Here is a 15,214-nt window from a genome sequence, read left to right as displayed (position 1 = left end):
TCCTCGTTGAGCTGGATGGGACCACGGCCACGCAGTATCTCACGTTAGGCAAATTTGTGCCGACGGTGCGCCCGGATTTGACACATTTTGACAAAGCCGTCGTGCGGATCGGCCAACCGGTGGTCAGTCTTCCGCAGGCTTGAGGACCACGGCGGACAGTCCCGGCAGGTCGATCGTTAGGCTGCAAGGCTGACCGTGGAAGGGCTCTTCCACCGCCGTGGTCGGGGCCGGGTTCCGCCCGGAGCCGCCGAATCCCTCGCTGTCGGTGCACAGCGTCACCTGGTAGCGACCCGGCCGGGGCGCGCCGACGCGGTATCCGGGCCGATCGACCGGGGTGAAGTTGAACACGACCAGCAGGGTCTGGAAATGGCCGTGACGCAGAAAGCTGATCACGGACTGATTCCGGTCGTTGCAGTCGACCCACTGGAAGCCGTCCGGCTCGAAGTCGCGCTCGTGCAGGGCCGCCTCGTGGCGATAGGTGAAGTTCAACTGGTCGACCAGCGCCTGGATGCCCTGGTGGACGGGGTAGTCCAGCATCCACCAGTCCAGCTCGCGGGCGTGGGACCACTCGTTTCCCTGGCCGAACTCGCTGCCCATGAACAGCAGCTTCTTGCCCGGGAAGGTGTACTGCCAGGCGAGCAGCAGGCGCAGGTTGGCGAACCGCTGGCGCTCGTCGCCGGGCATCTTGGCCGGCAGGGACCGCTTGCCGTGGACCACCTCGTCGTGGGAAAGGGGCAGGATGAAATTCTCCGAGAAGGCGTAGAGCAGGCTGAAGGTCAGCAGGTTGTGATGGTAGGGACGATTGACGGGATCCTCGCTGAAGTAGCTCAGCGAATCGTTCATCCAGCCCATGTTCCATTTCATGGAGAACCCGAGACCGCCGGTTTCGGGCGGTTTCGACACCATCGGCCAGGCGGTGGATTCCTCGGCCATGACCAGCGTGCCCGGGTTGCGCGAGAGGATGGTGTGGTTCAGCGACTGCAGGAACTCGATCGCCTCGAGGTTCTCCCGTCCGCCGTGACGGTTCGGCAGCCAGTCCCCCGCATTGCGGGAATAGTCCAGGTAGAGCATGGAGGCCACGGCGTCGACGCGCAGCCCGTCGAGGTGCAAGTGCTCGATCCAGTACTGGGCCGAGGCGATCAGGAAGTTCTGCACCTCGCGCCGGCCGTAGTTGAAGATGAGCGTGCCCCAGTCGCGGTGCTCGCCACGCCTCGGATCCTCGTGCTCGTAGAGCGCGCTGCCGTCGAAACGTGCCAGGGCGAACTCGTCGCGCGGGAAGTGGGCCGGTACCCAGTCGAGGATCACTCCGATGCCGGCGGCATGGGCGCGATCGACGAACCGGCAGAACGCCTGCGGGCTGCCAAAGCGGCTGGTGGGCGCGAAGTAGCCGGTGGTCTGGTAGCCCCAGGAACCGTCGAAGGGGTGCTCGGTAATCGGCAGCAGCTCGATGTGGGTGAAGCCGCGTTCCTGCACGTACGGGATGAGCTGGTCGGCCAGCTCGTCGTAGCTGAGAAACTCGCCGTCGCGCCGTCGCCAGGAGCCCAGGTGCACCTCGTAGATCGAGAGGGGCTGCCGGTCCCACTGCCAGTGCTCGCGGCGGTTGAGCCAGTCCTCGTCGCTCCACTCGAAGGGGTGGAAGTCGGGCACGACCGCGGCGGTGTCGGGGCGCATCTCGAACGCGCGGCCCACCGGGTCGGTCCGCAGTCGGGTCTCGCCGGTGAGCCGGCTGTGGATCTCGTACTTGTAGAGGTCGCCCACCGCCAGGCCGGGGATGAAGAGCTCCCACACGCCGCTGCCACCCAGCACGCGCATCGGATGGCGCCGGCCGTCCCAGTCGTTGAAGGTGCCGACCACGCTCACCCGTTCGGCGTTCGGCGCCCAGACCGAGAAGCGCACGCCGACCACCTCGTCGACCGACAGTACCTGGGCGCCCAGCATCTGCCAGAGCTGCAGGTGCTTGCCCTCGGCGAACAGGTGCAGGTCGAGCTCGCCCACCGTCGGCATGAAGCTGTACGGATCGACGATTTCGTAGCGGTGCCCGTCGGGTAGCGAGATCTCGAAACGCGGATGGTCCGGCACCCAGTCGCGAGGCAGCGTGGCCTGGAAGATGCCGGGAAACTCGGCCAGAGCGCTCAGGGAAATGCGCTCGCCGTCGCGGTCGAAGGTCTCCACGCCCGCGGCGTGCGGCTGGTAGGTCGTCAGGCGCAGGTTGTCGTCATCGACGGCATGCACCCCAAGGACTCGATGGGGGTCGTGGTGGCGCGATTCGATGACGGTTCGCAGGTCGTTGTCCATGCTGTTCTGATCCATGCAGTCCGATGATACCCAATAGGTTCCGGTCCCGAGCGCCGTTTTTCTGCCCCCGGGGCGTTGAGACAGCCCGACTATGGCACAGGCACCGACCGCTCGCGAGCACACCGGGTGCCGGGGGCACCTCACGACAATGGCAGGGAAAATTGTTACGTGACTGTAAGACGTTTGAGCTACGCTCTGTAGCGGTAAAACACCCGCTCCGGAACTAGGCCGGGCGGCGGGCGAACGTGCGAGCCAAAGGTTGAGGAATTACGGATGATCGTCGACAGCCCCAAGCGTCTGGTAAGCCGCATCACGCGTGACACGCTGGCCCTCGTGCTGGCCGGAGGCAGGGGGTCGCGGCTCAAGCAGCTGACCGACTGGCGGGCCAAGCCGGCGGTGCCCTTCGGCGGCAAGTTCCGCATCATCGACTTTCCCCTGTCGAACTGCGTCAATTCCGGAATTCGCCGGATGGGCGTGCTCACCCAGTACAAGGCCCACTCGCTGATCAAGCACGTGCAGCTCGGCTGGGGCGGCAACCATGTCGCTCGTGGCGAGTTCGTGGAACTGCTGCCGGCCCAGCAGCGGATGAACGACCAGTCCTGGTACAGCGGCACGGCCGACGCGGTGTACCAGAACATCGACATCCTCCGGGCCCACGAGGCGGAGTACACGCTGATCCTGGCCGGGGACCACGTCTACAAGATGGACTACGGCCCGATGATCGCCTACCACGTCGAGAAGGGAGCCGACCTGACGATCGGCTGCATCCAGGTGCCGGTCGACGAGGCGAAGGCCTTCGGCGTCATGGGCATAAAGGAAGGCGGGCGCATCGAGTCGTTCGTGGAGAAACCCGAGCACCCGCCGACGATACCCAACTCGCCGGACCAGTCGCTCGCATCGATGGGCATCTACGTGTTCCGGACGGCATTCCTGTTCGAGCAGCTCATCCAGGACGCCGACGACCCGGATTCCGAGCACGATTTCGGCAAGAACGTCATCCCGCGGCTGATCGAGGAGCACCACGTCTACGCCTATCCCTTCCGGGAGCCCGGCTCGGATGCGCAGTCCTACTGGCGTGACGTGGGGACCATCGACGCCTACTGGTCGGCCAACCTCGAGCTGATCGGCGTGCAGCCGGACCTGAATCTCTACGACACGGAATGGCCGATCTGGACCTACCAGGAACAGCTGCCGCCGGCGAAGTTCGTCTTCGACGAGGATGGCCGGCGCGGCATGGCGATCGACTCGATGGTCAGCGGCGGCTGCATCATCTCCGGCGCCATCGTCCGGCATTCCCTGCTGTTCTCCAACGTCATGATCCGTGAACAGGCCTACGTGGAGGACTCGGTCATCCTGCCGAACGTGCAGGTGGGCGAGGGCGCGGAGATCCGCCGGGCGGTGATCGACAAGGGCTGCATCATCCCGCCGGGTATGACAGTCGGCGTCGACGAGGCGGCCGACCGGGAACGTTTCGAGGTCAGCCCCGGTGGCGTGGTGCTCGTCACTCCGCAGATGCTCGGCCAGCAGATTCACATGGTTCGATAACCCAGGCCCCGGCGGCCCATGACCACCGGCGTGCCCGGAGGCGGATTCGATGGCAGGAAAACTTCCCGTAGTGTTGTGCTGGCACATGCACCAGCCCGAGTACCGCGATCCCCGCGACGGGGTGTTCCAGCAGCCGTGGACATACCTGCATGCCATCAAGGACTACGTGGACATGGCGGCCCACCTCGAGCGCTGGCCCGGGGCCAGAGTGGTGGTCAACTTCGTGCCCATCCTGCTCGAGCAGCTCGAGGACTACGTCACGCAGATCGAGGCCTACCGGCGCGACGGGAGCGTTAGCGAGCTGCGCGATCCGCTGCTCATCGGCCTGATTCGACCGGGAGATCTGCAGGGCGAGGCGCGTGTCGAACTGGCACGGGCGCTGATGCGTGCCCAGCGTGAACGGCTTGTCGAGCGTTTCGCGCCCTTCGCCCGCCTGGTGCAAGCCACCGAGGCGCTGCTGGAACACGAACATGCGGCGGATTACCTCAGCGACCGGCTGCTCTCGGACCTGGCTGTCTGGTACCACCTCGCCTGGTCGGGCGAGACCCTGCGCCAGAACGACCCGTTCATCCGCGACATGCTTGAACGGGAAGGGCGCTTCGAAGCGCACGAGCGCGAGGCGCTGCTGGCCCGTATCGGCGATCTGATCGCCGGGCTGTTCGGCCGCTACCGTCGGCTCGCGGATGCCGGCCAGGTCGAGCTTTCCATGACGCCCTACGCGCATCCGATCATGCCCTTGCTGCTCGACCTTTCTGCCGGAACCGAAAGCGAGCCGGCCGCCCCCCAGCCCGACCGGGAAGAGTACCCCGGCGGCGAGGAACGGGTCCGCTATCACATCGAGCATGGCCTCGCGGTCTTCGACCGGTTCTTCGGCCGACGTCCGGCCGGCTGCTGGCCCTCCGAGGGGGCTATATCCGACCGGACGCTGTCGCTGCTGGAGGAGTACGGCTTCGAATGGACCGCCAGCGGGCAGCAGGTGCTGAACAACAGCCTCAACCGCGCTCACCAGACCGTGCATTGCCCGCACCGTGTGTACCGTCGGGACGACCGTGCGCTGAGGCTGTTCTTCCGGGATGACGGCCTCTCGGACCGAATCGGCTTCGACTACCAGAACTGGCATGCCGACTACGCGGTGCTGGATTTCTGCAATCATCTGGTCTCGATCGCCGATACCTGCGAGCACCTCGGGGTCAAGACGCCCGTCGTTCCGATCATCCTGGACGGCGAGAACGCCTGGGAACACTACCCGGACAACGGCTTCTGGCTGCTCGACGGGCTCTACAAGCGCCTGAGCGAACACCCGTCACTGGAACTGGTCACGTTCGGCGACTACCTGAAGCGCGAGCCGGAACCGGTCGACCTGAGATCACTGGTGGCCGGAAGCTGGGTGTACGGGAACCTCGCCACCTGGGTCGGGGAACCGGCGAAGAATCGCGCCTGGGAATGGCTGGTCGACGCCCGCCTGGCCTATCTCGAGGCCGAGGCGGGCGGGCAGTGGAGCCCGGAAGTGGCCGGTCGCAACGCCCAGCAGCTGGCGGTGTGCGAGGGATCGGACTGGTTCTGGTGGTTCGGCGACGGGAACCCCGCCGAAGCCGTGCGCGACTTCGATCGCCTGTTCCGGCTGCAGCTCCGGCGCCTGTACGAGCTGATCGAGCGACCGGTGCCGGCGGAACTCGACACGCCGGTCTGCGTACCTGCGGCCGCGGATGTCGAGGTCGAGGCCGGGGGTGTCATGCGGCGTGGCCGGGCATGACCGGGGCGGACCCGGCCGACCGGACCCTGCCTTTCGAGGCCCCGGCGAGCGTTCGGCGTGCCGGGCTGTTGCTGCCGGTCTTCAGTCTTCCGCGGCCCGGCTTCGGTGCCGATGCCCGTTCGCTGCTCCGGTTTCTGGACCGGGCCGGGTTGACGGTGTGGCAGATGCTGCCGCTCGGGCCCACGCATGCCGACGGTTCGCCCTATCAGTGCCTGTCATCGTTCGCCTTGAACCCGGCCTTTCTCGATCTGGCGGATCTCGAGGACGACCCGGCATTCGCCGGTGGCGTGCCCGTCGAGGATCGGCGTCGGGGAATCGGGGCCGGCGATCGGCTGGTGGGCGAGTTCGAGGCCTTCGCCCGGGGCGAATCCGACTGGCTGGACGACTACGCCCTGTTCATGGGCATCAAGGCCGAGCAGGACGGTACCGACTGGGCCGACTGGCCGGCGGGCCTGCGTGACCGGGATCCGGAGGCCCTGCGACGTTTTCGCGAGAGTCACGGCGAGTCGCTGCGGGGTATCGCCTTCGAGCAGTTCCTGCTCGACCGCCAGTGGCAGGCCCTGCGTGGCGATGCGGCCGAGCGGGGCATTCGCCTGTTCGGCGACCTGCCGATCTTCGTCGCCGGCGACTCGGCGGATGTCTGGGCCAACCGCGACCAGTTCCGGCTCGATGCCGATGGGCGTCCGGAGGTCGTCGCCGGCGTGCCGCCCGACTACTTCTCCGAGACCGGTCAGCGCTGGGGCAATCCCCTGTTCGACTACGAGCGGATGGAGAGCGACGGCTTTTCCTGGTGGAAGGCACGCTTCGCCCGTCATCTCGAGATCTACGACTGGGTGCGCATCGATCACTTCCGCGGCCTGGAGGCCTACTGGGAAATCGACGCGGCGGCACAGACCGCCACCCACGGGCGCTGGGTCCCGGCCCCGGGCGAGGCGATCCTGGAATCACTGGAGTCGACGGCAGACGGGCACCTGCCGCTGGTCGCGGAGGATCTCGGCGTGATCACGCCCGAGGTGACGGCGCTGCGCGAGCGCTTCGGCCTGCCGGGCATGAAGATCCTGCAGTTCGCCTTCGACGGCGAGGACAATCCCTATCGGCCCTCGCGCCACGTGCGCCGCGCGGTGGTCTACACGGGCACCCACGACAACGACACCACCCTCGGCTGGTGGCAAGGGCTCGACCCGCAGCGGCAGGACAGGGTGCGACGGATACTGGCGGAGGAGCAGGACATCGGCCCCGACGTGCCGATGCCCCGGGCGCTGGTTCGGTCGGCGCTCGCGTCGGTCGCCAACCTGGCGATCGTGCCGCTGGCGGACTTCCTCGGGCTGGGTAGCGAGGCGCGCATCAACGTTCCCGGCACCACCGAGGGCAACTGGCGATGGCGCCATGATCCCGGGGCGCTGGACGAGGCGCTTGCCGAGGACATCCGCGGGCAGCTGCTGGCCCACGATCGTCTGCCGGGTTGACACGAGAAGGCCGCGACACCCGGGGGTGTCGCGGCCTTCTGACAAGCCTGCGCGGTACCGACTGTCAGCCGGTGTTGCGCATGCCCGCGGCGATGGCGTTGATGCTGCGCAGCAGGGGCGGCAGCCATTTCTCGCGCTCGGCCTCCGGGGTGGACTCGTCGCGGTGGCGGCCCAGCAGGGTGATCTGGATGTGGTTGAGCACGTCCAGGTAGGGGTTGCGCCGCTTCATCGAGGTGCCGATGTACTCGTCGATGTCGACCAGCGAGTCCACGCGGGCGACGTGCAGGACTTCCTCCACCGTGCGCTCGTACTCCTCCCGGATCATCGAGTAGACCTCCTGGGCCTTCTCCTGGTCGGAAACCAGTCCGGCGTACTCGCGGGCGATGTTCATCTCGCCCTTGGTCAGGGAGAGCTGGGTGTTGCGCAGCATGCTGTGGAAGAACGGCCACTTCTCGAACAGTTCGTGGAGCGTGTCCTCGCGCTCCGGGTTCTCCTCGCGCCAGCGACGCAGGGCGGAACCGATACCGAACCATGCCGGCAGGGTGTGGCGCGACTGCGACCAGCCGAACACCCAGGGAATGGCTCGCACGGAGGCCTTGGACAGGTCGCCCTTCTTCCGCGACGCCGGCCGCGAGCCGATGTTGAGCAGGCCGAGTTCCCGCACCGGGGTCGCCTCGTGGAAGTAGTTGAAGAAGAACGGCGTCTCGTCGGTCAGCTTGCGGTAGGCCTCCTCGCCGAAGCGCGCCAGGTCGGAGACGACCTGCTCGTGATCCTCGGATACCTTCTCCTCCGGGGCGACCTGGTGGCGGGTTGCCTTCATCAGGCCGGTCGCGCCCATCGTCAGTTCGTAGATGGCCGTCTCGTTGTTGCTGTACTTCGATGACAGCACTTCACCCTGCTCGGTGAACTTGATCTGGCCTTCCACGGTTCCCTGCGGCAGGGAAAGGATCGACTCGTGGGTCGGGCCGCCGCCGCGGGCCACGGTGCCGCCGCGGCCGTGGAACAGCCGGCACTCGATGCCGTGGCTGCGGGTCAGGCGGATCACGCGCTTCTGCGCGTTGTAGAGGTTCCAGACCGAGGCGAGCGAGCCGCCGTCCTTGCAGGAATCGGAATAGCCCAGCATGGCCTCCTGCAGGTCACCCGAGGCGCGCAGCAGCTCGCGGTAGGTCGGGTTGTCGAACAGCGTGCCCAGCACGTGCTCGATGTGCTTGAGGTCCTCGATGGTCTCGAACAGCGGCGAGACCTGGATGTCCGAGAACCAGCTGCCGTCCGCCTTCTTCCCGGCCAGTCCGGTGAGCGAGGCCAGATACATGACCTCCATCACGTGGCTGGCCGAATGCGTCATCGAGATGACGTAGGTGCCGAAGCACTCGCGGCTGATGAGATCGATCAGCTGGCGCTTGACCTCGAGAACCTTGATCACCTCGCGGGTCTTGTCCGACAGCCCCTCGCCCAGGGCATCGGCGCGGTGGGTCCCGGCCTCGATCAGCTCACCCAGCACGCGGGTGCGATCGTCTTCCTCGAGACCGGCGTAGTCGATTTCCGGCGCGAGCTGTTTGAGGACCTCGGTGACCGCGGTGGTGTGCTCGGTGGATTCCTGGCGAATGTCGAGGCGCACCAGGTGCCAGCCGAAGGTCTCGGCCAGGCGGATGAGGTCCTTGAGCTCGCCCTCGGCCAGCAGGCGGTCACCGATGCCCACCAGCGAATCACGCAGCCGGTACAGGTCGTCGAGGAAGGCTTCCTTGCTCTGGTAGGCGCGCGGGTCCAGCGGCCGGGGCGTCCCCTCGAGCTCGCTCTCCACGTAGGCGAGGTTGTACCCGAGCCGCTTGCGGATCGCCTTGAGCTTGAGCCGGTAGGGCTCTTCCGGGTAGAACTCGCCGTCGCGGCTGTTCGCCTCGACCAGGCCCAGCGCCTCGGCGTCGTCCCGCAGGCCCAGGGTACGGCAGTCGATTTCCGGCACCAGTGCCAGCGAGTGGGTCAGGATGCCCTTGAGTGACTGCAGGCGCGCGAGGTATTCCTTGAGGATGGTCTGCGAGGCGGTACAGACCGCGTAGATGGTGACGTCGTGGGTGACGAAGGGGTTGCCGTCCCGGTCGCCGCCGATCCAGGAGCCGAACTTGAACAGGCTCGGCACCCGCACCGGCCTGTCCGGGTGGTTGTCGTTGTAGTTCAGGCGCACGGCACGCTCGAGATACCGGTAGGCCTTGGGCACCGCCGCGAAGATCGAGGTGCGGAAGTAGTACATGCCCAGGCGGATCTCGTCGTGGACCTCGGGGCGGGTGGTCCGGACCTCGTTGGTGCGCAGCAGGGCGAGGATGATGGCCTTCACCTCGTCGAGCAGCCGCTCGCGCTCGACACCGGTGGACTCCGGCCGGTCGAGCTCGCCGCAGAGCAGGAAGATCCGGCGCTGCAGGTCCATGACGGTGCGTCGCTTCGCCTCGGTGGGATGGGCGGTGAACACCGGCATGTAGACCAGGCGGTCGAGCAGATCCTGGAGCTGTTCAGGAGTCACGCCGTCGCGGTGGAACTCGCGGATGGTGTCGTAGAACGAACCGCGCCACAGGCGCAGACCGCGACGGATCTGCCGTCGACGGTGCTGGTGCGAGTAGTCCTCCTCGGCGATATTGACGAGGTTGAAGTACAGGCCGTAGGCGCGAACGACCAGGTTGAGGCTCTCGGCATCGAGGCTTTCGATCTCGTCCATCAGTTCGCGGTACAGCTCGGGGTCGTAGCTCTTCCGCAGGCGGATAAAGCCGCGTCGCAGGCTTTCCACGGTATCGAAGACCGATTTGCCTGCCTGTTCACGGAGCACTTCGCCGAGCAGGTTGCCGAACAGGCGCACCCGGGCGCGCAGTGCCTTGTCTTTATCGTTGCTTGTCGTCATCGCGTCAGGAATCTCGCGGATTGTTGTATTGCGGCTCGGGCCGGCCCGTGGGCCGGTCGGAAGATCCCGGTCCGACTGCTGGACAGGCCGGAGACGCCGGGCAAAAACGCGGCCATTATATCGTTTTCTGTCGTTTCTTGCCGTCGACGGGCGGGGAAGCGGTGGTGACGCGTCTCCCGGCCCCCGGCGCCGACATAAAATCCTCATGTCGATGAGCTACTCTCGCGTATAAAGGATTCGTGGCGCCCGGGATGCGATCGCACGCCATGTGTCGGGCGGGCTCGCCCGGGGCCTGAGGTTTCACGTCATCAGCAAATCATTCGGGGACATCGAACATGAGACTGGCTATCTTCGGACTGGGACGGATGGGCGCGAACATGGCGCGCCGGCTTTCCCGTGGCGGAATCGAGGTCGTGGCTCACAACCGCAGTCCCGAGCCGATCGACGCGCTTGTCGCGGAAGAGGACAACGTCATCGCCGCCTATGACGAGGACCAGATGTTCCGCCAGTTGGAAGAGCCTCGTATCATCTGGCTCATGCTGCCCGCCGGACCGATCACCGGGCAGACCATCGACCGACTTCTCCCCCGGCTCAGGCCGGGCGATGTGCTGGTCGACGGCGGCAACTCCCGTTACACCGAGACCATTCGGCATGCCGCGCGGGTCGAGGAAGCCGGGGTGCATTTCCTCGATTGCGGCACCTCCGGCGGTGTCTGGGGGCTGAAGAACGGCTACAGCCTGATGGTGGGCGGCTCGCGCGAGGCGTTCGCGGTGATCGAGCCGGCCATCCGGGTGCTCGCACCGTCGCCCGACAGCGGCTGGGGACACGTCGGTCCCGTGGGCTCGGGACACTTCACCAAGATGATTCACAACGGGATCGAGTACGGGATGATGCAGGCCATGGCCGAGGGACTCGCCGTGCTGCGCCGCAAGAAGGAGTTCGATCTCGACCTGGCCCAGATCACCGAGCTCTGGCGCGAGGGGTCCGTGGTGCAGAGCTGGCTGCTGGATCTCACTGCCGAGGCGCTGCGTTCCGAGGGCCAGTCGCTCGACGAGATCCGCCCCGTCGTGGCCGATTCGGGCGAGGGCCGGTGGACGGCCATCGAGGCCATCGACCTGGGTGTCGCCGCGCCCGTCATGACCCTCGCGCTGCAGATGCGCTTTGCCAGCCAGGACGACGAGGGCTACGGCAACCGCGTGCTGGCGATGATGCGCAATGCCTTCGGTGGCCATGCCGTCGAACGCGGCCGCCAGGAGGGGGATTCGTGATCGCCTCGCCCCGCCCAGGACGGGGCTCGTCGAGGGAGGATGCCGATGCGGAAGCGTAAAAGCATGGATACGCCCCACTCGGTGACGATCGTGATCTTCGGCGCCACGGGCAACCTCGCCCGGGCGAAGCTGTTGCCGGCACTCTATCAGCTCGAACAGGCCGGCCAGCTGGCCGACGGAACCCGCATCATCGGTTTCGGGCGCCGCGAATGGAACGACGAGGAATGGCGGGAGGACGTCCGCCGCATGTGCCTGGCGGGCAGCGAGGATGACAGCCCGGGGAACGAGGCCATCGACCGGCTGCTGCCCCGGCTGCATTTCCACGGCGGAGACCACAACGACCCGAACTGCTTCTCGCGGCTGGCCGAGCGGCTCGAGCGTCCGGAGTACCCGGACTGCGTGATGTTCTACTTCGCGGTCTCCCCCCAGGCCTTCGGCGCCATCTGTCACAACCTCGCCGGCGCCGGTCTGACCGACGAGGCGACCGGTTGTCGCCGGGTGGTGATCGAGAAGCCCTTCGGCCACGACATCGACAGCGCGCATGCCCTCGACAGCCTGCTGCACCAGCACTTCGAGGAACGGCAGATCTTCCGCATCGACCACTACCTCGGCAAGGGCACCGTGCAGAACATCATGGTGATGCGATTCGCCAACCTGCTGCTTGAACCGCTGTGGAACCGGAACTACATCGACCACGTGCAGATCTCGCATGCCGAGGAGCATGGCATCGAGGGCCGCGGGGAATACTACGACTCCGCGGGTGCCCTGCGCGACATGGTGCAGAGCCACCTGATGCAGATGCTGACGCTGGTCACCATGGAGCCGCCCGCGTCGATGGATGCCGAGGCGGTGCGCGACGAGAAGGTGAAGGTCCTGCGCTGCATCCGGCCGATCGCGCATCGGGGCGTTCATGCCCAGGCATTCCGGGCCCAGTACGCCCGCGGCGTGGTCAACGGCGAGAACGAGCGCGGCTACCTGGACGAACCGGGCGTCCCGGGGGACTCGGTCACGGAAACCTATGCCGCGCTGAAGCTCTACATCGACAACTGGCGCTGGCGTGGCGTGCCGTTCTACCTGCGCACCGGCAAGCGGATGGCGAAGACCCACTCGCAGATCTCGATCCGCTTTCGGGAACCGCCGCAGCAACTGTTCCGCGAAACCCAGATCGCCCACACGGTGCCCAACTGGCTGCTGATCGGGATCCAGCCGGAGGAGAACTTCCGTTTCGAGATCCAGATCAAGACCGAGGGGCTGGAGATGCGCACGCGCACCGTGCAGATGGATGCCAGCTACACGGGGCCGCAGCCGCAGAAGCTCGATGCCTACGCCGCGCTGATCCTGGACGTGATCAACGGCGACCAGACCTTGTTCCTTCGATATGATGAGGTGTCCTGGGCCTGGCGGGTGGTCGACCCCATCCTGCGCAACTGGGCGGTCGAGCGTGACTACATACCCACGTATCCCGCCGGGTCCTGGGGCCCGCCGGAGGCGGATCGACTGTTCGACGACGACTCGCATCGCTGGCGAAACAATCTGAAGATTCCAGGGGAGGACTGATGCAGCACGAAAGGTATGTCGGCCGGATGAGCCCGGTGTGGCAGATTCTCGAGGTCAAGGCCACCGAACACATGCGCCGGCATCCCAGCAAATGGTTCGAGGCCGACCCCGATCGTGCCGAGCGTCTCAGCGGATACGCCGCGGGGCTGGCGATCGACTACTCGAAGCAGCGCCTGACCGATGACGTGATCGATGCCCTGCTGGCGCTGGCCGAGGAACGCGGTGTCCTGAAGACGCGGGATGCCATGTTCGCCGGCGAGCACATCAACGGCAGCGAAGACCGGGCCGTGCTGCACGTGGCGTTGCGCAATCGCGCCAACCGTCCCATCGTCACCGACGGCAAGGACGTCATGCCGGAGGTCAATGCCGTCCTCGACCACATGGAACGGTTCGTCAACGCCGTGCATTCCGGCGAATGGCGCGGGTACGCCGGCGACCGGATCACCGACGTGGTCAACATCGGGGTGGGCGGTTCGGACCTCGGCACCCGCATGGTCTGCCGCGCACTGGGCTCCTATGCCGACCAAAACATCCGCGCGCATTTCGTTTCCAACATCGCGCCGAGCGATCTCGCCTCCAAGCTCGCGGTGCTCGACCCGAAGACCACGCTGTTCGTGGTGTCATCCAAGAGCTTCGGGACGCAGGAAACCCTCGCCAACGCCCGCTCGGCGCGCCGGTGGTTCCTCCAGAGCGCTCCGGACGAGGAGGCGATCAAGAAGCACTTCGTCGCGGTCTCCACGCACACCGAGCGGGTGCGCGACTTCGGCATCGACCCGGCGAACATGTTTCCCATCTGGGACTGGGTCGGCGGGCGGTATTCGCTCTGGTCGGCCATCGGGCTGCCGATCGCGCTCTACCTGGGGATGGACCGATTCATGCGCCTGCTCGACGGGGCGCATGCCATGGACGAGGAATTCCGTACGCGGGAAGGGCGGGATAACCTGCCGCTGATCCTCGGCCTGATCGACGTCTGGAACGCCGATTTCCTCGGCTCGGATTCGCTGGCCGTCTTCCCCTACGGGACGCGTCTGGGCTTCCTGCCGGCCCACCTGCAGCAGCTGATGATGGAGTCGAACGGCAAAAGGGTGCGGATCGACGGCCAGCCGGTCGACTCGCACACCAGCGCCGTGCTCTGGGGCGGGCTGGGCACCAACGGGCAGCACGCCTTCTACCAGCTGCTGCACCAGGGCACTCGCCTGATCCCGTCGGATTTCATCTGCTCGGTTCGCACGCACTCGCCCATCGACCGGCAGCAGCGCCAGTTGCTGGCCAACTTCGTTGCGCAGAGCCGGGCACTGATGCTCGGCCGCAGCCAGGAGGAGGTCGAGGCGCAGATGCGCGAGGAGGGTGCCGACGAGGAGACCATCCGCCGGATCGCGCCGCACCGCGTCTGCCCGGGCGGGCAGCCCTCGAACACCATCCTGTTCCCGGAGATGACGCCCGAGGCCGTCGGTGCGCTGCTGGCGCTGTACGAGCACCGGGTCTTCGTTGCCGGCGCGGTCTGGCAGATCGATTCCTTCGACCAGTGGGGCGTCGAACTCGGCAAGCAGATGGCGAACGAGGTCGAGCCCTACATCGGCGAGGGTCCGGATCATCGACCGTTCGACGGCTCGACACGCTGGCTGCTCGACGAGATCGCCCGTCACTGGACCCCCGACCAGGACGGCGGGCCATTGCGGTAGAATCCGCGCACCGTTGATCTCGTGCCTGGTCCCGGCACGGATGTCCCAGAGGTGCCTGCTTGAACATCCTTTATCTCGACTCCTCGACCGAGGCCTGCACCGCCGGCGTGGCGGTGAACGGGGAGACCGTCACGGCATTCGAAGTGGCCCCCCGTGGTCACGCCCGGCTCCTGCTGCCCATGGCCGAAGGCCTGCTTTCCGAGGCGGGGATCGGATTCGCCGATCTCGATCTTGTCGGGTTCGGCCGGGGACCCGGCTCGTTCACCGGGGTGCGCATCGCCACGGCCATGGCCCAGGGCATCGCCATCGCCCGTGGCCTGCCGCTGGTGCCGGTTTCCTCGCTCGAATGCCTTGCCATGGGTGCCCTGGAACGTTTCCGGACCGGGTCGGCAGGCGGTGGTGGGACGGAATCGATGGAGATCCGGGTGGCGATCGATGCCCGGATGGGAGAAATCTACCGGGCCGCCTACCTCGTGGAGGGCGACCGTGGCATGCGGCCGATCCTCGCCGAGTCCGTGATCGAGCCGGTCTTCCCGTCCCCCGTGTCGGACCGGTTGATTGCCGCGGGCAGCGGTTTCGGCCGCTACCCGGAACTGCTGGACGTTCCCGGCCTTCTCGCCGGTTACGACGATGCCCTGCCGCACGCGCAAGATGCGCTGCGAATCATCGCGTCGACCGGTCGCGAGGCATGGATTGCGCCAGACGAAGCCGTGCCGCACTACCTGCGCGACAACGTGACCGGCCCCTGACGAGTCGTCGCCTGC

9 protein-coding genes are annotated in these 15,214 nt (G+C 66.6%); 7 read left to right on the top strand and 2 right to left on the bottom strand.

From position 1 onward, the window contains the following. Positions 1–123 precede the first annotated feature (123 nt). Positions 124–2,310 carry a 1,4-alpha-glucan branching protein GlgB gene (gene glgB / locus ACLFMY_RS01105; protein WP_410762663.1) on the bottom strand — a complete coding sequence of 729 codons (2,187 nt, stop codon included), beginning with the start codon at positions 2,308–2,310 and terminating at the stop codon, positions 124–126. A gap of 258 nt (positions 2,311–2,568) precedes the next feature. On the opposite strand from glgB, the gene glgC reads away from it, so the two are divergent. The 3 genes from glgC (at position 2,569) to malQ (ending at position 7,059) form a co-directional block, all read left to right on the top strand. Beyond that, entirely contained in the window at positions 2,569–3,840 is a 1,272-nt protein-coding gene (gene glgC / locus ACLFMY_RS01100; protein ID WP_410762662.1) for a glucose-1-phosphate adenylyltransferase, read from the top strand. 70 nt (positions 3,841–3,910) lie between these two features. Next, the gene (locus ACLFMY_RS01095; RefSeq protein WP_410762661.1) at positions 3,911–5,593 is read left to right on the top strand and encodes a glycoside hydrolase; all 1,683 of its coding nucleotides are present in this window, start codon (positions 3,911–3,913) and stop codon (positions 5,591–5,593) included. Beyond that, on the top strand, positions 5,590–7,059 hold the full coding sequence (malQ, locus tag ACLFMY_RS01090; protein ID WP_410762660.1) for a 4-alpha-glucanotransferase: 1,470 nt from the start codon (positions 5,590–5,592) through the stop codon (positions 7,057–7,059). The genes ACLFMY_RS01095 and malQ overlap by 4 nt, the downstream gene beginning before the upstream one ends. Positions 7,060–7,123: 64 nt before the next feature. On the opposite strand, the gene ppc is transcribed toward malQ, so the two are convergent. Further along, positions 7,124–9,943 carry a phosphoenolpyruvate carboxylase gene (gene ppc, locus ACLFMY_RS01085; RefSeq protein ID WP_410762659.1) on the bottom strand — a complete coding sequence of 940 codons (2,820 nt, stop codon included), beginning with the start codon at positions 9,941–9,943 and terminating at the stop codon, positions 7,124–7,126. 335 nt (positions 9,944–10,278) lie between these two features. Between ppc and gnd the strand changes: the two genes are divergently transcribed. From gnd to tsaB, 4 genes are read left to right on the top strand one after another with little or no spacing between them, the layout of a single operon-like run. After that, complete coding sequence (gene gnd / locus ACLFMY_RS01080; protein WP_410762658.1) at positions 10,279–11,211, top strand: phosphogluconate dehydrogenase (NAD(+)-dependent, decarboxylating); 933 nt, start codon at positions 10,279–10,281, stop codon at positions 11,209–11,211. A 45-nt stretch (positions 11,212–11,256) separates the two neighbouring features. Further along, positions 11,257–12,768: a glucose-6-phosphate dehydrogenase gene (gene zwf / locus ACLFMY_RS01075; protein ID WP_410762657.1), complete on the top strand. Its 1,512-nt coding sequence runs from the start codon at positions 11,257–11,259 to the stop codon at positions 12,766–12,768. Further along, positions 12,768–14,450, top strand: a complete 1,683-nt coding sequence (pgi, locus tag ACLFMY_RS01070; protein ID WP_410762656.1) for a glucose-6-phosphate isomerase — start codon at positions 12,768–12,770, stop codon at positions 14,448–14,450. Before zwf ends, pgi begins: the two co-directional genes overlap by 1 nt. 59 nt (positions 14,451–14,509) lie before the next feature. Further along, positions 14,510–15,199: a tRNA (adenosine(37)-N6)-threonylcarbamoyltransferase complex dimerization subunit type 1 TsaB gene (gene tsaB / locus ACLFMY_RS01065; RefSeq protein WP_410762655.1), complete on the top strand. Its 690-nt coding sequence runs from the start codon at positions 14,510–14,512 to the stop codon at positions 15,197–15,199. The last annotated feature ends 15 nt before the right edge of the window (positions 15,200–15,214 follow it).

It is taken from the genome of Guyparkeria sp. (assembly GCF_046545975.1).
Classification (GTDB): domain Bacteria; phylum Pseudomonadota; class Gammaproteobacteria; order Halothiobacillales; family Halothiobacillaceae; genus Guyparkeria.
This window is presented reverse-complemented; position numbering and strand designations above follow the sequence as displayed.